This window comes from Streptomyces sp. NPDC043746, from assembly GCF_056436485.1.
Map to the genome: position 1 here is coordinate 1 of NZ_JBWKCM010000001.1, position 17483 is coordinate 17483.

18 protein-coding genes, 1 rRNA gene and 1 pseudogene are annotated in these 17483 nt (G+C 73.1%); 12 read left to right on the forward strand and 8 right to left on the reverse strand.

The window, feature by feature from the left end:
* Positions 1–184: 184 nt before the first annotated feature.
* From rrf to AC0682_RS00015, 3 genes and pseudogenes are all read left to right on the forward strand, one after another.
* Positions 185–301, forward strand: a 5S ribosomal RNA gene (rrf, locus tag AC0682_RS00005).
* A 126-nt stretch (positions 302–427) separates the two neighbouring features.
* Positions 428–1429: pseudogene (locus tag AC0682_RS00010) on the forward strand (hypothetical protein); the annotation flags it as partial.
* 132 nt (positions 1430–1561) lie between these two features.
* Positions 1562–2272 (forward strand): tetratricopeptide repeat protein, encoded by a 711-nt coding sequence (locus tag AC0682_RS00015; RefSeq protein WP_478530490.1) that lies wholly within the window; start codon positions 1562–1564, stop codon positions 2270–2272.
* Positions 2273–2340: 68 nt separating this feature from the next.
* On the opposite strand, the gene AC0682_RS00020 is transcribed toward AC0682_RS00015, so the two are convergent.
* A complete protein-coding gene (locus AC0682_RS00020; RefSeq protein ID WP_478530095.1) occupies positions 2341–3633 on the reverse strand; it encodes a DUF1015 family protein in 1293 nt (430 codons plus the stop codon).
* Between the two features lie 71 nt (positions 3634–3704).
* On the opposite strand from AC0682_RS00020, the gene AC0682_RS00025 reads away from it, so the two are divergent.
* Together AC0682_RS00025 and AC0682_RS00030 are read left to right on the forward strand one after the other, a co-directional pair.
* Positions 3705–4745, forward strand: coding sequence for an HAD-IIA family hydrolase (locus AC0682_RS00025; RefSeq protein WP_478530097.1), 1041 nt, complete (start codon positions 3705–3707; stop codon positions 4743–4745).
* Positions 4746–4898: 153 nt separating this feature from the next.
* Complete coding sequence (locus AC0682_RS00030; RefSeq protein WP_478530099.1) at positions 4899–5699, forward strand: ABC transporter ATP-binding protein; 801 nt, start codon at positions 4899–4901, stop codon at positions 5697–5699.
* A gap of 113 nt (positions 5700–5812) precedes the next feature.
* On the opposite strand, the gene AC0682_RS00035 is transcribed toward AC0682_RS00030, so the two are convergent.
* The gene (locus tag AC0682_RS00035; protein WP_478530101.1) at positions 5813–6160 is read right to left on the reverse strand and encodes an SCP2 sterol-binding domain-containing protein; all 348 of its coding nucleotides are present in this window, start codon (positions 6158–6160) and stop codon (positions 5813–5815) included.
* A gap of 42 nt (positions 6161–6202) precedes the next feature.
* On the opposite strand from AC0682_RS00035, the gene AC0682_RS00040 reads away from it, so the two are divergent.
* From AC0682_RS00040 to AC0682_RS00065, 6 genes are all read left to right on the forward strand, one after another.
* Entirely contained in the window at positions 6203–6556 is a 354-nt protein-coding gene (locus AC0682_RS00040) for a hypothetical protein (protein ID WP_478530103.1), read from the forward strand.
* Between the two features lie 7 nt (positions 6557–6563).
* Positions 6564–7379 (forward strand): TlyA family RNA methyltransferase, encoded by an 816-nt coding sequence (locus AC0682_RS00045; protein ID WP_478530105.1) that lies wholly within the window; start codon positions 6564–6566, stop codon positions 7377–7379.
* Positions 7380–7411: 32 nt separating this feature from the next.
* Positions 7412–8317 carry an NAD kinase gene (locus tag AC0682_RS00050; protein WP_478530491.1) on the forward strand — a complete coding sequence of 302 codons (906 nt, stop codon included), beginning with the start codon at positions 7412–7414 and terminating at the stop codon, positions 8315–8317.
* Between the two features lie 104 nt (positions 8318–8421).
* On the forward strand, positions 8422–10167 hold the full coding sequence (gene recN / locus AC0682_RS00055; protein ID WP_367479900.1) for a DNA repair protein RecN: 1746 nt from the start codon (positions 8422–8424) through the stop codon (positions 10165–10167).
* A gap of 80 nt (positions 10168–10247) precedes the next feature.
* Positions 10248–10658 carry a hypothetical protein gene (locus AC0682_RS00060; RefSeq protein ID WP_478530107.1) on the forward strand — a complete coding sequence of 137 codons (411 nt, stop codon included), beginning with the start codon at positions 10248–10250 and terminating at the stop codon, positions 10656–10658.
* 144 nt (positions 10659–10802) lie between these two features.
* Complete coding sequence (locus AC0682_RS00065; protein ID WP_478530109.1) at positions 10803–11894, forward strand: glycosyltransferase family 4 protein; 1092 nt, start codon at positions 10803–10805, stop codon at positions 11892–11894.
* A 1-nt stretch (position 11895) separates the two neighbouring features.
* On the opposite strand, the gene AC0682_RS00070 is transcribed toward AC0682_RS00065, so the two are convergent.
* Together AC0682_RS00070 and AC0682_RS00075 are read right to left on the reverse strand one after the other, a co-directional pair.
* Positions 11896–13521, reverse strand: a complete 1626-nt coding sequence (locus tag AC0682_RS00070; RefSeq protein ID WP_478530111.1) for a PucR family transcriptional regulator — start codon at positions 13519–13521, stop codon at positions 11896–11898.
* Between the two features lie 163 nt (positions 13522–13684).
* Complete coding sequence (locus tag AC0682_RS00075; protein ID WP_478530113.1) at positions 13685–14032, reverse strand: MerR family transcriptional regulator; 348 nt, start codon at positions 14030–14032, stop codon at positions 13685–13687.
* Positions 14033–14099: 67 nt separating this feature from the next.
* Between AC0682_RS00075 and AC0682_RS00080 the strand changes: the two genes are divergently transcribed.
* Positions 14100–14909, forward strand: a complete 810-nt coding sequence (locus tag AC0682_RS00080; protein WP_478530115.1) for an aminotransferase class IV family protein — start codon at positions 14100–14102, stop codon at positions 14907–14909.
* Positions 14910–15373: 464 nt separating this feature from the next.
* Here the strand turns inward: AC0682_RS00080 and AC0682_RS00085 are convergent, their stop codons facing one another.
* The 4 genes from AC0682_RS00085 to AC0682_RS00100 form a co-directional block, all read right to left on the reverse strand.
* Positions 15374–15715, reverse strand: a complete 342-nt coding sequence (locus AC0682_RS00085) for a hypothetical protein (RefSeq protein WP_478530117.1) — start codon at positions 15713–15715, stop codon at positions 15374–15376.
* A gap of 4 nt (positions 15716–15719) precedes the next feature.
* Complete coding sequence (locus AC0682_RS00090) at positions 15720–15935, reverse strand: hypothetical protein (protein ID WP_478530119.1); 216 nt, start codon at positions 15933–15935, stop codon at positions 15720–15722.
* 73 nt (positions 15936–16008) lie between these two features.
* Positions 16009–16500 (reverse strand): MarR family winged helix-turn-helix transcriptional regulator, encoded by a 492-nt coding sequence (locus AC0682_RS00095; protein ID WP_478530121.1) that lies wholly within the window; start codon positions 16498–16500, stop codon positions 16009–16011.
* A 281-nt stretch (positions 16501–16781) separates the two neighbouring features.
* The gene (locus AC0682_RS00100) at positions 16782–17129 is read right to left on the reverse strand and encodes a hypothetical protein (RefSeq protein WP_478530123.1); all 348 of its coding nucleotides are present in this window, start codon (positions 17127–17129) and stop codon (positions 16782–16784) included.
* Positions 17130–17483: the final 354 nt, after the last annotated feature.

A 17483-nucleotide genomic window follows, 5' to 3' on the forward strand; every position in this document is an offset into this window, starting at 1 on the left:
GTTGATAGGCCAGATGTGGAAGCCCTGTGAGGGGTGGAGCTGACTGGTACTAATAGGCCGAGGGCTTGTCCTCAGTTGCTCGCGTCCACTGTGTTGTTCCCGGGTTGCGAACAGTTATCGCACCGGTTGAACAGCTTCACTACTTAATTGAAGAGTGTGCTTGTTCGCTAGAACCCGATAGGGTTTCGGTGGTCATTGCGTTAGGGAAACGCCCGGTTACATTCCGAACCCGGAAGCTAAGCCTTTCAGCGCCGATGGTACTGCAGGGGGGACCCTGTGGGAGAGTAGGACGCCGCCGAACAATCTTTCAAGGACCCCTGGTCCCAGCGTTCACGCTGGGACCAGGGGTCCTTTTGTTTTGTCGAAGCGCGTCCGACGGTCGGCTGCGCGAGAATGTCTGTGGTACCCGAAGACAGGAGTCACACCCATGTCCACCAACTCTCCCGACGATCGTCCGGAGCGCGAGCCGCGTCGCCGGGACGGTGGTGACCGGGGCGGTTACCGCGGTGGTCGTGACGACCGGTCCGGTTCCGCGGGTCCTCGTCGCGACAACGACCGCGGCTTCCGCCGTGAAGACAACCGAGGCGGCGGCTCCGGCGGCGGTTTCCGTCGCGATGACCGCGACCGTGATCGGGACCGTGGGCCGCGTCGTGATGATGACCGTGGCGGGTTCCGGCGTGATGACGACCGGGGTGGTCGTGGTTTCGAGCGTCGTGACGATCGGCCGCGTGGGCCGCGTCGTGATGACGACCGTCCCAGCGGTGGCTTCCGCCGCGACGACAACCGGAGCGGCGGCTCCGGCGGCGCCTTCCCTCGTGATGACCGAGGCGGCAAGGCCGGCAGCGGTTTCCGCCGTGATGACAGCCGGGGCGGCGGGTCCGGTGGCGGCTTCCGCCGTGACGACCGGGGCGGTAGCGCTGGTAGTGGGTTCCGCCGGGATGACAACCGTGGTGGCGGGTTCCGGCGTGACGATGACCGGGGTGGTCGTGGTTTCGAGCGTCGTGACGATCGGCCGCGTGGGCCGCGTCGTGATGACGACCGTCCCAGCGGCGGCGGCTTCCGCCGCGACGACAGCCGAGGCGGCGGGTCCGGTGGCGGTTTCCGTCGTGACGACAGCCGGGGCGGCGGGTCCGGTGGCGGTTTCCGCCGTGATGACCGCGACCGTGATCGGGACCGTGGGCCGCGTCGTGATGATGACCGTGGCGGGTTCCGGCGTGATGACGACCGGGGTGGTCGTGGTTTCGAGCGTCGTGACGATCGGCCGCGTGGGCCGCGTCGCGATGACGACCGTCCCAGCGGCGGCGGCTTCCGCCGCGACGACAACCGGAGCGGCGGCTCCGGCGGCTTCCGCAGGGACGACAACCGGGGCGGCGGGTTCCGTCGGGACGACCGCGACCGGGACCGTGGTGGTTACCGGGGCGGGCAGCGGGACGACCGTGGCCGTGGCGGGTTTCGTCGCGACGACCGGGACCGTGACCGTGACCGGGAGCCGATCAAGCGGCTGCCCATCCCCGAGGACGTCACCGGCGAAGAGATCGACAAGGACGTCCGCCAGGAGCTGATGAGCCTGCCGAAGACCCTGGCGGAGGATGTCGCGCGCAACCTCGTCATGGTGGCCCGGCTGATCGACGAGGACCCAGAGGAGGCGTACGCGTACTCCCGCATCGCCCTGCGGCTGGCCTCGCGCGTCGCCGCGGTCCGGGAAGCGGCCGGGTTCGCGGCCTACGCGACGCAGAAGTACGCCGAGGCGCTCGCCGAGTTCCGGGCGTCGCGGCGCATGACCGGCTCGGTGGAGCTCTGGCCCGTCATGGCCGACTGCGAGCGCGGCCTCGGCCGGCCCGAGCGGGCGATGGCCATGGCCGGTGAGCCCGAGGTGCAGAAGCTGGACAAGGCCGGCCAGGTCGAGATGCGGCTCGTGGCCGCCGGGGCACGCCGGGACATGGGGCAGATCGATGCCGCCATCGTCACGCTGCAGAGCCCCGAGCTGGCCTCCAACTCCATCCAGCCCTGGACGCCGCGTCTCCGTTACGCGTACGCGGACGCCCTGCTGGAGGCCGGGCGCGAGGAGGAGGCCCGTGAGTGGTTCGGCAAGGCCCTGGAGGCCGACAAGGACGGCTCGACCGATGCGTCGGACCGGCTCGCCGAGCTGGACGGGGTGGAGTTCGTCGACGCCCTCGGGGATGACGAGGACGAGACCGTCGACGCCCCTGAGGCGGCCCCGGGTGACGCGGCGGACCAGGACGAGCGCGGTGACGAGCCGGGCAAGGACTAGGGCATAGAGGCCTAGGACGTAGAACAGGAAAGGGGCGGTACTCCCTCGGGAGTGCCGCCCCTTCCTGTCTATCGCCGGTCTTCTCGGTCGAGGGTCAGGCTGCGCATGACCAGGCCCGTCGCCGGCTTGGGACCGAAGGACGTGGACTTGCGGGGCATGGTGACCCCCTGCCGGGCCAGGTCCCGGACGACCTCTTCGCGTACCGGATGCATGAGCACCGCCGTGGCGCCGAGGCGTTCGGCCTGCTCGACGGCGGCCCCGGCGTCGTGGATGTAGCCGATGTGCTCGGGGGCGTCGGGGACCCGCCAGACCTCGTCGAGCAGCGCCGAGTGGAGGACCGTCGCATCCAGGGTGCGCCATGCCTCGGGGCGGTCCGTGCGGATCGTCCTGGCCAGCAGGTCCGGGTCCGGGCGGTCCACCAGGTGGAAGCCGCCGTCTCCGGCGAGCAGGAACGCGTTGCCCTCCGCCGCCGCGCCGGCCAGGGCGTCGAGCGCGCGGGGCAGCGGGCCCTCCACCGTACGGACCCGGAAGAGGCCCGGCAGTCCTCGGAGCGCCCGGGCCACCGGCAGGCCGCGCAGGAGGCGGTGGATCGCGCGGACCTGGAGCGGATGGCGGGCCGTGTCGACGAGCAGGACGAGTCCGAAGTCCCAGGGGCCCGGGGCGGAACGCTCCCGCTGGAGCCGGAGATAGGTGGCCCAGCGGTGGTGGCCGTCGGCGATCAGCGCCTGGTGGCGGGCGAGATCCGTCTCGATCTCGCCCCTCTCGGCCGGGTCCGTGACCGCCCAGAGGCGGTGGTGGAAGCCGTCCTCGGTCGTGGTGGAGAGCAGCGGAGGGCGTTCGGCCGTGCGCTCGATGACCGCTGCGGCGCCCGTCGGGGAGCCGTCGCCGCGGTAGGTCAACAGCAGCGGCTCCAGGTGGGCCTGGGCCGTGCGCATCAGCTCGGCACGGTCCGCGACGATGTCGTCCATGACGTCCTCGTGCGGCAGCACGATCCCGTCGGCGGCGGGCGAGAGGGCCAGGGCGCCGATCAGGCCGCGCTGGAGGATCTCGTCGTTGCGCTGCTCGTAGACGTAGAGCGCGGGCTCCGGGTCCGGGGCGATCACGCCCTCGGCCAGCCAGCGCTCCAGCGTCCTTGCCGCCTGCCGGTGCCGGTCCCCGGCGGTGTCGGCCTGGGGGAGGATGAGGCGCACGATGTTGTGCGGGTCCGCCGATTCCAGGTGGTGCAGACCGTCGGGCCTGACGACCACGTCGTACGGGGGCGAGGTCACCGCGGCCAGGCTGCCGACCCGCTCGGGGACGTAACGCAGTCCGCGGAACGGGATCAGCCGCAGCCCCTGCTCGTCGGGACCTGAAGTGTTCATTTGAGCATCGTATGTGTGCACGGGGCATGCGCGATGATCGGGGGAGAGACGCGGATGAGGAGCAGAGTCATATGAGCCAGAGCCATCGGTACGACAGGGGTCGGCCCTCCGGGAGCGGTACGGCGCTGAGCGAGGCGTACGACACGGCTCTCCTCGATCTGGACGGGGTGGTGTACGCGGGCGGCGAGGCGATCGTCCACGCCGTGGAGTCGCTGACCGCAGCCCGGGACGGCGGGATGCACCTCGCGTACGTCACCAACAACGCCCTGCGCACGCCGGACGCGGTCGCGGAGCACCTGACCGAGTTGGGCGTGCCCGCCGAGGCCGCCGATGTGATCACCTCCGCCCAGGCGGTCGCCCGGCTGATGGCGGACCAGCTGCCCGCCGGGTCACGGGTGCTGGTCGTCGGGGGCGAAGGGCTCCGGGTCGCCCTGCGGGAGCGCGGTCTGGTGCCGGTGGAGTCGGCGGACGACGACCCGGTGGCCGTGGTGCAGGGGTACGGCGGGCCGGAGCTGGCGTGGGGGCGGTTCGCGGAGGCGAGTTACGCCGTGGCGCGCGGGCTGCCGTGGTACGCCTCCAACACCGACCTGACCATCCCGGGGGCCCGGGGCATCGCGCCCGGCAACGGTGCCGCCGTGGAGGTCGTACGGATCGCCACCGGCGCCGAACCGCAGGTGGCGGGGAAGCCGCTGCCGCCGATGCACCGGGAGACCGTGCTGCGGACCGGGGCGCGGCGGCCGCTCGTGGTGGGGGACCGGCTGGACACGGACATCGAGGGCGCGTTCAACGGGGGCGTGGACTCGCTGCTGGTGCTGACCGGGGTGACGGACGCGGCGCGGCTGCTCGCCGCGGAGCCGAAGCACCGGCCGACGTACGTGGACCGGGACCTGCGGGGGCTGCTGACCGGGCAGCCCGAGGTCGTCGCGGAGGGCGCGGTGTTCCGGTGCGGGGGGTGGACCGCGGCCGTACGGGACGGGGAGGGGCTGGTCCTGGACGGGGAGGGTGATCCGCTCGACGGGCTGCGGGCGCTCTGCGGTGCCGCGTGGACCTTCGCCGAGGGCGGGGCGTTCGGGCTGGACACAGGGAAGGCCGTCGCGCGGCTGGGGCTGTAGGCCCGCAGCGCTGAGGCGGAGGCCTGCGAAGGTGGCTCGGACCGGGTCGGACCCGGGGCGCCAGCGCGAAGATAGGCTAACCTAACTTCGTGCTGGTCGGAGGTCCGTCCGGCTCCGATCCACCGGACACCCTCCGACGCCGGGAGTACGACCATGCAGCGCCTCACCGCGGAATCGGTGACCCTCGGCTACGACCAGCGGATCATCGCCGAGGATCTTTCGGTCGAGATACCCGACCACTCCTTCACCGTGATCGTCGGGCCCAACGCCTGCGGCAAGTCCACGCTGCTGCGCTCGCTCGCCCGGATGCTGAAGCCGAGCAGGGGGCAGGTGCTGCTGGACGGGCAGATCATCCACCAGATGCCCGCGAAGAAGGTCGCCCGGACGCTGGGGCTGCTGCCCCAGTCCTCCATCGCGCCCGACGGCATCACCGTGGCCGACCTCGTCGCCCGGGGTCGCTACCCCCATCAGGGGCTGCTGCGGCAGTGGTCGCCGGAAGACGAGAAGGTGGTCCGGGAGTCCATGGAGGCGACCGGGGTGGCGGGGCTGGCCGGCCGTTACGTGGACGAGCTCTCCGGCGGTCAGCGGCAGCGGGTCTGGATCGCCATGGCCCTGGCCCAGCAGACGCCGCTGCTCCTGCTCGACGAGCCGACGACGTACCTCGACATCCAGCACCAGATCGATGTCCTCGACCTCTGTGCGGAGCTGCACGAGACGCAGGGGCGCACGCTCGTCGCCGTACTCCACGATCTGAACCACGCCGCACGGTACGCCACGCACCTCGTCGCGATGAGGGACGGGGAGATCGTCGCGGAGGGGGCGCCGTCGGACGTGGTCGACGCGGCCCTGGTGGAGCGGGTGTTCGGGATGCGGTGCCAGGTGATCGACGATCCGGAGACCGGGACGCCGCTCGTCGTGCCGGCGGCCCGGCAGGCGCGGAAGGCGGCCGTCTGAGGCCGGTGGGGAGGGTGCCGGCGGCGCTCAGGCCGGGCGGCTCTGCCCTCGGTGCCGGACGGGCTCGATCCGGTCGCGCTCGGCCCCGAAGGTGCGGGCCGGGGGCTTGGCCTCTACAGCAGTGATCTCAGTTTCAGCAGGTCCCTGAAGCCCGCCTCCAGGCGTACGCGGCCCGATGCCCACGCCTTCGCGAAGTTCAGGTCGCCGTCGACCAGGGCGACCAGGTCGTCGCCCGTCATCGTCAGGCGGATCTCGGCCTTTTCGCGGGGCGGGCCCTCGACCGTGTCCCGGACCTGGATCCGGCCGTCGGCCAGGCGGCCGGTGAACGTGATGTCGAGGTCCTTGAGGTGACAGCTCAGCGAGCGGTCGAGCGCGGCGGCGCCGCGTACGTCGCCGTCGGCCGCCGCGAGGTTGTCGGAAAGTCTTCTCAGTGCGCTGCGGCACTCCGCCATGGTCGCCATCGCGCTCGACGGTACACCGGCCCGTCGCGGTAGCGTTTCGGCATGAGCGACTGGACGCCGGAGGCGGGGACGCGGCCCGTGAGCACTCCCGAGGAGCCCAACGGGCCGACGGGGCCCGGGGTGCCTTCCCCCGAGCCCGCCGGGCCCGCGCCGCTGGGCGTCGGGCGCACCCCCACCGGCCGGGCCGAGATCGACGCGCTCCTGGAGCGGCTGGCCGACGCGGACCACCTCCCGGCGGACGGGCACACCGAGGTGTACGAGGATGTACACCGTGGCCTCACGTCCGCGCTGACCTCGCTGGACGCCCGTCCGGCCGCCGCACCCGGGCCGCCCGGGCCCACAGCCGCACCCGGAACCTCATCCGCGTACGACAACACGCACGACCACAGGAGCTGAACCGAACGTGGCAGGAGTGGCACGTCGCCGCCTCGACGCCGAGCTGGTACGCCGTAAGCTCGCCCGCTCGCGCGAGCATGCGAGTCAGCTGATCGCCGCGGGGCGGGTCACCGTCGGCCGGACCACCGCGACCAAACCCGCCACCCAGGTCGAGACGGCCGCCGCGATCGTCGTGACCAAGGACGAGGACGACCCCGAGTACGTCTCGCGCGGCGGACACAAGCTGGCCGGGGCGCTCGCCGCCTTCGTCCCGCGCGGTCTGGCCGTCGAGGGGCGGCGGGCGCTGGACGCCGGGGCGTCGACCGGCGGGTTCACCGATGTCCTGCTGCGGGCCGGTGCACGTCAGGTCGTCGCCGTCGACGTCGGGTACGGGCAGTTGGCCTGGTCGCTCCAGTCCGATGAACGCGTCGTCGTCAAGGACCGTACCAACGTGCGGGAGTTGACTGTGGAGGACATCGACGGAGAGGCGGTCGACCTGGTGGTGGGAGATCTGTCCTTCATTCCGCTCGGGCTCGTGCTGCCCGCCCTCGCCCGGTGCGCGGCCCCCGACGCGGACCTGGTCCTCATGGTCAAACCGCAGTTCGAGGTGGGCAAGGAGAGGCTCGGCAGCGGGGGAGTGGTGCGGAGTACGGAGCTGCGTGCCGAGGCGGTACGCGAAGTGGCGCGCCGGGCCTGGGGGCTCGGTCTGGGGGTGCGAGGGGTGACGGCCAGTCCGCTGCCCGGCCCCTCGGGGAACGTCGAATACTTTCTGTGGCTGCGGGCCGGCGCACCTGAGCTGGATCCCGCGGATGTCGACCGTGCAGTGGCGGAGGGGCCTCGTTGACGACGAACGTGACGACGAACGTGACGACGAACGTGACGACGGATGCGGCACGGACGGTCTTCCTTCTGGCGCACACCGGCCGTCCGGCCGCGATCCGCAGTGCGGAGCTCGTCGTGCAGGGGCTGCTGCGCAACGGGCTCGGCGTGCGGGTCCTGGCGACCGAGGCGGACGATCTGCCCCTCCCGGAGGCGGTGGAGACGGTCACCGACACCAGCCCCGCCGCCGTGGACGGCTGCGAGCTGCTGATCGTCCTCGGCGGGGACGGGACACTGCTGCGCGGCGCGGAGTTCTCCCGCGCCTCAGGGGTGCCGATGCTCGGCGTCAACCTCGGGCGTGTCGGCTTCCTCGCGGAGGCCGAGCGCGACGACCTCGACAAGGTGGTCTCGCGGGTCGTCACCCGCGACTACGACGTCGAGGAGCGCATGACGATAGACGTCCTCGTGCACAGCAACGGCGATGTCGTGCACACCGACTGGGCGCTCAACGAGGCGGCCGTGCAGAAGGTGTCGCCCGAGCGGATGCTCGAAGTGGTCCTGGAGATCGACGGGCGTCCGGTGACCGGCTTCGGCTGCGACGGGATCGTGTGCGCGACGCCGACCGGTTCGACCGCGTACGCCTTCTCGGCGGGCGGTCCGGTCGTCTGGCCCGCGGTGGAGGCGCTGCTGATGGTCCCGATCAGCGCTCACGCCCTGTTCGCCAAGCCGCTGGTGACCTCGCCCACCTCCGTGCTGGCCGTGGAGGTCCAGCCGCACACGCCGCACGGGGTGCTGTGGTGCGACGGGCGGCGGACCGTGGAGCTGCCGGCCGGAGCGCGGGTCGAGGTGCGGCGCGGGGCGGTGCCCGTAAGGCTGGCGCGGCTGCACCAGGCCTCGTTCACCGACCGGCTGGTGGCGAAGTTCGCGCTGCCGGTGTCGGGGTGGCGGGGCGCTCCGCACTGACCGTCCCGGCGGTCCGTGAGGGCCCCCGCGGTCCCGGGAACGCTCGGGAGAGTGAATCCGGGAGCGGGGGCCGTCGCGCGTCCGCCTCGGAACCTCGTAAGGTCATGTCCGTGTTGGAGGAGATGCGGATACGGTCGCTCGGAGTCATCGACGACGCGGTGGTGGAGCTGTCACCCGGCTTCACCGCGGTGACGGGTGAGACCGGCGCGGGCAAGACCATGGTCGTCACGAGCCTCGGGCTGCTGCTCGGCGGGCGCGCCGACCCCGCCCTCGTACGGGTCGGGGCGAAAGCCGCCGTCGTCGAGGGCCGGATCACGGTGTCCGGGGGCGACGCGGTGGTGGCCCGGGCCGAGGAGGCCGGGGCGGAACTCGACGACGGTGCGCTGCTCATCAGCCGTACCGTTTCGGCGGAGGGACGCTCCCGGGCCCATCTCGGCGGCAGATCCGTGCCGGTCGGGGTCCTCACCGAGCTGGCGGACGAGCTGGTGGCCGTACACGGCCAGACCGACCAGCAGGGGCTGCTCAAGCCCGCGCGGCAGCGGCAGGCGCTGGACCGGTACGCCGGGGACGGGGTGGAGGTCCCGCACGCCAAGTACGCGGCGGCCTACCGGCGGCTGCGGGCCGTCGCGGCCGAGCTGGAGGAGCTGACCACCCGGGCCCGGGAGCGGGCCCAGGAGGCGGATCTGCTGCGGTTCGGGCTGAACGAGGTCGCCGCCGTCGAGCCGTTGCCGGGGGAGGACGCCGAACTGGCCGCCGAGGCGGAACGGCTGGGGCACGCCGAGGCCCTCGCCTCCGCCGCCGCTCTCGCGCACACCGCGCTGGCGGGGAACCCGGAGGACCCGGAGAGCGTCGACGCGACCACCGTGGTCGCCGCGGCCGGGCAGGCGCTGGACGGGGTCCGGGCCCATGACCCGGCGCTGGCCGCGCTGGCGGACCGGGTGGGGGAGATCTCCATCCTGCTGGCCGACGTCTCCGGCGAGCTGGCCGGGTACGCGGACCAGCTCGACGCCGATCCGCTGCGGCTGGCGGCCGTGGAGGAGCGCCGGGCGGCCCTCACCACCCTGACCCGGAAGTACGGCGAGGACATCGCGGCCGTGCTCGCCTGGGCGCAGGAGGGCGCGGGCCGGCTCACCGAGCTGGAGGGCGACGACGAGCGGATCGGTGAGCTGACCGCCGAACGGGACGCGCTGCGCGCCGAACTCTCCGTGCTGGGACAGGCGTTGACCGACGCGCGTACGGAGGCCGCCGCCCGGTTCGCGGAGGCGGTGACCGAGGAGCTGGCCTCGCTCGCCATGCCGCACGCCCGGGTCTCCTTCGCCATCCGGCAGACCGAGGCGGCGGACGAGGCGTCCGGCATCGACATCGGCGGGCGGTCCGTCGTCTACGGCCCGTCGGGCGCGGACGAGGTCGAACTGCTGCTCGCCCCGCATCCGGGCGCCCAGCCCCGGCCGATCGCCAAGGGTGCGTCGGGAGGTGAGCTGTCCCGGGTGATGCTGGCGGTGGAGGTCGTCTTCGCGGGCTCCGACCCGGTGCCCACGTACCTCTTCGACGAGGTCGACGCGGGTGTCGGCGGCAAGGCGGCGGTGGAGGTCGGGCGGCGCCTGGCCAAGCTCGCCCGGTCCGCGCAGGTCGTCGTCGTCACCCACCTCCCGCAGGTCGCGGCCTTCGCCGACCGGCAGTTGCTGGTGGAGAAGACCGTGGACGGCTCGGTGACCCGCAGTGGCGTCACCGTCCTGGAGGGTGAGGACCGGGTTCGCGAGCTGTCCCGGATGCTGGCCGGCCAGGAGGATTCCGAGACGGCCCGCGCCCACGCGGAGGAACTGCTCGCCACGGCCCGCAAGGACGGGTAGGCCTGCCGCTCTCGCGGGGCCGGACGGGGATCTCCCGTCCGGCCCCGCCCGCGTGTCCCGACGTCCGCCATGCTTCTTCCATGGGTGCGAACATGAGCAGGGGTGCCGTTGTCGTCGCAGGTCTCGTCGCGGCGGGGGCAGCGGCGGGCGCGGCCGCTTCGGTGGCCGCCGTGGTGCACGGGGTGCTGAGCCGCCGTCGTGCGGACCCCGCCTGGCTGCGGACCAACCACGCGGGCCGGACCGTCACCCTCTACGCCGGGCCTGCCGCCGCGCTCGGTGCCGCCGCCGGGATCGCCGCCGCCCCGGGGCCGGCCCGGGCGCGGGCGGCCGGGGTGCTCGCCGTGCTGGCCGCCGGGGGGTGCGGGGCGTACGACGATCTCGTCGGGGCCGGGGACCCGCGCCGGGGGTTCCGGGCCCATCCGGGGGCGCTGCGCGGGGGTGCCGGGGGGTGGGGAGCGGGAGTGCCGGTGGTGGCAACTCTGCGCCCCTGAATTCACCCGTGAGGGTGATGCCGTGTGGCTCGTTGCCGCTGCCGGGCGGGCAGCAACGTTCCGGCAGTCCCGGAACGCGCGAACGGGCTGGCATCCTTGGCGCTGTACCTACCGCCGACTCGGGGACCCCGGGAGCCAATCAACGTGTCACAGCTGCGTACGGTCCAAGTCCTGGGCGGCGGCAGTGCGGGCAGTAGCGCGCACGTCGGTTCGCTGGCCGCGGGGCTGGTGGCGCGCGGGGTGCAGGTCACCGTCTGCGCGCCGCAAGCCGTGGACCGCGCCTACGACTTCGCGGCGACCGGGGCCCGCTTCCTGCCGGTGCCCCGGCGCAGCGACCCGGCCGCCGTCGCCGCGCTCCGGGCCGCCTGCACCGGGGCCGACGTGGTGCACGCGCACGGGCTGCACGCCGCGGCCCGGACCGCCCTCGCGCTGAGCGGGCGGACCGTGCCGCTGGTGATGACCTGGCACACCCGGCGATATGCCGAGGGGGCCCGCCGCCAGATCCTGCATCTGCTGGAGCGAAGAGCCGTACGGGCGGCGGCCGTTGTCCTCGCCCCCTCCTCCGACCTGGTGGACCGGGCGCGGCTCCGGGGGGCCCGGGACGCCCGGCTCGCCCCGGCCGCCGCCCCGGCGCCGCGCGCCTCCTGCACCCCGAACGAAGGCAAGGTGCGGGCCGAACTGGGGGCGGTGGCGCGGCCGTTGCTGGTGGCCGTGGGCAGCCTCGTCCCGCACCACGGCTTCGACACCCTGCTGGACGCCGCCCGCGTCTGGCGCGGACTCGACCCCGTGCCCCTGGTGGTCGTCGCGGGGGAGGGACGGGACCGGCCCGCGCTGCAGCAGCGGATCAGGGACGAGGAGCTGCCCGTACGGCTCGTCGGGAGCAGGGGCGATGTCGGTGAGCTGATCGCCGCCGCCGATCTGGCCGTGCTGCCCAGTCGCTGGGAGGGCCGCTCCCTGCTGGCGCAGGAGGCGCTGCGCCTCGGCGTGCCGCTGGTGGCGACCGAGGTGGGCGGTGTACCCGAACTCGTGGGTGAGGCGGCTGAGTTGGTGCCGTTCGGGAACGGGGAGGCGCTGGCGCGGGCGGTCGTACGGCTGCTGGGGGATCCGGAGCGGTGCGCCTGGCTGGCCGAGGCCGGGCGGGAGCAGGCGGCGGGCTGGCCCACCGAGGACGACACCATCGCCCATGTTCTGAGCGTCTACGACGAGTTGGCGCAGCCGTCCCCGCGCCCCCGCTGACCTAGGTGGTGTGGCGGCGGGCCCGCAGCGCCAGGCTGAGGGCCAGCACCGTCTGCGGGTCGTCCAGGTCCGTGCCCAGCAGCTCGCCGATCCGGGCCAGCCGGTTGTAGAGCGTCTGGCGGTTCAGGTGCAGCTCGCGCGCGGTCTCCGCCTTGCGGCCCGCGTGCGCCAGATACGCCTGGAGGGTCGGCAGCAGCGGCGGGCGCGAGGTGCGGTCGTGCTCGCGCAGCGGACCGATCGCCCGGTTCACGAACGCCGCCAGGTCCGGATGGTCGCGCAGCCGCCACAGCAGCAGGTCGATATCGAGCCGCCGGGCGTCGTACCACGGCTGGTCGTCAAGACCCTGCGCCGCCGTCGCCGTCTCCGCCGCGTGCCGCAGCCCCGCCCCCGCCGTCGCCCAGCTCCCCGCGACACCGACCACGACCACCGGCGGCTGCGACCCCGCCCGGTCCAGCCCCGCCCGCCCCACGCCTGCCCGCAGCGCCGCCGCCACCCGGTCCGCGACCGCAGCCCGCTCACCCTCCGAGCGCAGCCCGAGCAGCAGCGGAACCCGGCCCTCCACCGGCCGTACGCCCAGCAGCACGGGAACCCCGACCGAGGCCAGCTCCTCCAGCACCGCGCGGGCCAGGAGCGCCCAGTTGCCCGACGGGGACAGTTCGGGCGCCAGTCGCATCACGACCGGGAGGAGCGGGGTGTCCCCGGGCCGGAAACCCAGCACCCGGGCCTGGGCCGGGGCGTCCTCCGGGGCGATCCGGCCCTCCGCGAGATCGGTGAGGAAGTCGCCCCGGCCCCGGGCCGCCAGCTCCTCCTCCTGGCGGGCCTGCATCAGGACCACCGCGAGCAGCCCCGCCGCCCGCTCGGCCGCCATCCGGTGCACGGTCGCCAGCGGCCCCGCGACGGCGAGCAGCACCAGCCGGGCCCGTACGGCACCGGTCTCCGGACCGCCGCCCGGCACATCCACCAGGAGCGCACCCGTCGGCGGTGACTCCCGGGCCGCCCGGTCGCCGCGCATCCCCTCCCAGACCTGGAGCGGGTCCGCGCCCACCGGACCCGTGCCCGTGGACGCCGCGTACAGGAGCTGGCCGTCCGGCGTCTCCAGGAAGACCGGATTGGTGGTGAAGTCGGCCAGGATGCCGAGCACCTGAGGCACCCCGCCGCCGTCGAGCAGCGCGCGGGTGGCACGCCGGTGGACCTCCTCCGCCTGCTGGAGCAGGGCGTAGTGCCCGTTGACGATCTCGGTGTGCACCTCTTCGGTCACCGCGACGAACGGCACCTCGCGGTGGAGCTGCACCAGGGGAAGACCCGCCGCCCGGGCCGCGTCCACGATGGAGGCGGGCAGCCTGCCGAAGCGCGGGCCCAGCTCCACCACCAGGGCGGCGATCCCCCGGTCAGCGAGCCGGCGGACGAACGCGCGCTGCTCGGCGGGGCGGGTGCCGAGGCCCAGGCCGGTGGTGAGGAGCAGCTCGCCGCCCTTGAGGAGGGAGGCGATGTTGGGGACCTCGCCCGCGTGCACCCACCGCACCGTGCGGTTCAGCCGGTCCGCGCCGGCCACCACCTCCGGGAGCCCGGCGCGCAGCCCCGGCAGCTCCAGCGCCCGCTGCACGGTGATTCCGCTGTGGCTCTCCACGTACCCGGCCCGCTTTCCCCTTGTTCCCGCACCCGTACCCCGGGCGTCCGTCCTGTTCAGGACGCTACCGCCCGGGGCACGGGGTGCGCATGGCAGGGGAGGCGTGGAGGGCGCGGGACGGACGGACCGTCGAAGCCGCCGACGGCCCCCGGGGCCGTACCCCTCACCCCCGCGCCTCCAGCAACCCCACCAGCGCCCCCCGGCTCCGCCGCAACGCCTCGATCTGCTGGTCCAGGTCCGCCAGCTCCCCGTCGAGGATCGCCCGCAGCTCCGCGCACCAGTCGAACCCCGGCTCCTCGCCCCGGGCGCACGGCAGCACCTGACGGATCACCTCGGTGGAGAGCCCGGCCCGCAGCAGGGCGCGGATCTTCCGCACGGAGGCGACCGCGCCCTCGTCGTAGACGCGGTAGCCGTTCGTCCCGCGCCGTGCCTCCAGCAGGCCCTGCGCCTCGTAGTACCGCAAGGACCGCGCGCTGACGCCCGTCCGCCCCGACAGTTCTCCGATCAGCATGCGTCCCCGTCCCCGCGCCTGTCGGCGCTTGACCTTGTCACCGGCGTCAAGCCTTAACGTCCCACCCATGAGCGAAGATTCCCCCAGCCTCGTGCACCTCGACGGCCGCCCGGCGACCACCGACGACCTGACGCCACTCGCCTTCGCAGGCCACGCCCACTTCACCGCGATGCAGCTCCGCGACGGCCGGGTGCGCGGCCTGGACCTCCACCTGGAACGGCTGCGGTCCGCGTCGGTGGAGCTGTTCGGCCGGGCCCTGCCCGAGGACGTGGTCCGCGCCCGCCTCCGTACCGCCCTCGCCGCAGCTCCCACCACCGACCTCTCGCTGACGGCCACGGTCTTCTCCACGGCCGGCGAGTTCACCGCCGCCGACGGAGACCTGACCCTCCTGATACGGACCGGACCGCCGTCTTCCGGTCCCGAAGGCCCGCTCTCCCTGGCGGCCGTGGACCACGAACGGTTCCTGCCGCACGTCAAACACGTCGGCGAGGTGGCCAAGACACACGTTCTCCGTCAGGCCGTCGCCGACGGCTTCGACGACGCGGCCTTCCTCGACCGTGAGGGCCGGTTCAGCGAGGCGACGATCTGGAACCTGGTGTTCTGGGACGGCGATGCGGTGGTCTGGCCCGAGGCCCGGATCCTGACCGGTACGACGCTGGGCATCGTCCGCAGGCAGCTGGACGCGCTCGGCATCGGCTGGCGGACCGCCCCGGTCACCCCCGCCGACCTGCCCGCCCTCGCCGGCGCGGCCGTCATGAACTCCTGGACCCCCGGCGTCCCCGTCCATCGCATCGGCCCCAGCGAACTGCCCGCCGCACCCCGGTTCCTGGAGGCGCTGCACCGCGCCTACGAAGCCGAACCGCCTGTCGCGCCGTGACGGGCGCGACGAGCGGTCCGGTCCGGGCTGTAGGTTCCCATTATCTGATTCAGCGTCAGCTCTTGTGACCTGCGGCTTTGCGTACTGTTCCAGCATCGTGTCAGTGCCGGATTCCCATGGTTCGTGTCATTTTCCTCGGCGCGGGGGCCCAGAGGCGGCTGCGTGCGGGTGCCGGCCGGATTGTTGGTGAACGCGGACGATGGTGGAGTTGATCGAGATGGCCCAGTCGATCTCATCGCCGCGTTTGCGGCGGCCTGGGTCTGCTGGAGCAGAAGCTCCCACGTTCCGCGGACAAAATCCCACAGCCTGTGCAGGCGGTGCGTTCCCGGGCGGCGTCGGCGGCCTTGGCCGCTGCGGCGACGGCGTCCGCACCGTGCGGGTTGTGCGGAACCATCGCCTCCCCTTCTCGGCCCGGGAAGCCCGTCGGGCCTCCTCATCGGCCTCCTCGGTCCGGCTCAGCCACTTCAAGGCGCTGCTCCGGAACTCCGGCAGGGCCTCTTCGACGATCCGCAGGGCCCGGTAGGCGAGCACGGCGGCCGTACCGGCGGGGTCGCCTCCGCCTCGGCCTGGCCCAGAACGCTGAGGTATGGGGTACGGGCGTCGGCGATCTCCTGCTCCAGTGACGCGCGGACGCCGCTGGCGACGGCGACGATGTCGTCGCCGTCGCGGAGGTCGGCCGCCCACGTCGCGGCGATCAGACCGGCATCGGTCAACGCCTCCTCCGTACGGCGCCGGTACCCGCACGCCTCGCACAGCCCGCCGACCTGCTGCTGCCCGCAGTCCTGGCACGGCAGGGCCTGGCGCACCGCATCACATCAGCGGCGGCCACGGCTGCGCGCTCGGCCTTCGCCCGTCGGGCCGCTGCCGCCGGGCCGCATCCCGCTCGGCCTGCTCCGCGCGGGCCTGCTCCTGCCGCTGCATCAGCTGCTCCGCCTCGACGGCGACCTGCTTGCGCAGCCGCTCCTCAAGGATCCTGCCGCGTTCATCGTTGCCCAGGCCGGGAAGCCTGCGGCTGACCCAGGCCACGACCGGCCAGGGCGTCGTCCCGCTGAACCAGCCGGGCCAGAGCGTGTCTCCTTTATGGGTTCGTCGGCTGAACCTAGGAGTCCCCGTTGTCCTCGACGTTGGCGACCATCCTGCGCAGCACCTTGAGCGCGGCCACGTACTCTTCGTCGCTGATGCCCTCGTGGACCACGGCGCGCACCTCGGTCGCCAGCTCGCGCAACCGCACCCTGGCAGCCTCCCCGGCATCGGTGAGCTGAAGGCGCTGACCGGCCTCGATCCGGAGCCAGCCGCGGTGGAGCAGCTGGTCGATGACACGAGCGATCTCGTGCGGCCCGTCCGCGAGGGGCGTCAGCTGGCTGACAACCTCCTCGCGGCTCGGCGCCTCGGGCCCACCGTTCACCCGGTTCAGCACCCAGTACTGCGGCTGTGTGACGTCGATCCTGGCCATAGCGTCACGCAGATGCCGGGTGACGGCCGCGTGGACGAGGCCACTCCAGTAGCCGACGGGCTGGGTGGCCAGCATGCCGTCCGTGGCGGCCGGATCGGCCGGCGCCTGGTCAGTGGTGGTGTCAGTCAGCGGTCTCATGATCGCGACGCTACATCACCCATCGCACGTGAACACCGCCGAACCTGCGTCAAACGAGCCCGGCTCCCAACGCTTACACGCCCCCATCCGAGGGGCGAATAGTCGTACCGGGCAGGGAGATCAACTGTCCGCGCACAAGGACCTGAGATGTCCGCTCACCCGGACGGCCCGCTGTCCGTTGACAACTCGCTGACCGATCCTCCCCGTCGGCGCGGCCCGGCAACCTCTTTCCGCTCAGGCGGCGGCTCGGGCTCCAGTGCCCGAGCCGACCACCAGTAAGGTCACGCCCCTTGGTCACGCAGTTCCCACCAGAGCTGGTCCAGCTCTGAAAACTCTGTGCCCTGCCGTGGGAAGAGCCCCACCCAGCCGGAATCCGGCGCCGCGAAGCGCTCCATCATCTTGCGGCGCAGGACCGGGTCCGCGGTCATGGTGGTGTGCAGCACGACGTTCGCCGAAGGTTCTGCGGAGCGGTCCCACCACGCGGGTGGGTTGCCTCCGCCGTCCATGGGGGTGGGGTAATGCTCGACCGCCCTCACCGGGAGCAACGGGCCGTGCCCTGTGAAGTCCACGCCGATGTGGTGCTTACGCGGGCCGACCCGCAGGGACGTCAGCGCGAACAGTTCCCCCACGCCAGGCACCCCTGCGGCCCTGAAGCCGTGGTCACGGTAGAGCGCGCCCAGCATGTTCTACGACGGCTCACCCACGTCGCCGACCTTCTCGTAGAACTCGATGCGTACCCCGAGGATCACCATGCCGCCGATCCTGGCACGTCGCCGCGAAGGGCGTGGCCCATGCGGGGAAAACACCGGTGCTTGTCCGCGGCGTTGTGCGCGTGCGTGGCGGCTGAGTTGGCTGCGTCGCGTGCCTGGTTGGCGGCCGTGTCCGAGCTGCGGGTCAGTGCCTCGGCGGCGTTGGCCGCGCGGTTGGCCACGAGGGCGTGCTGACGAGTCAGCAGTGGGTCCGGGATTTCGACCTCAGGGAAG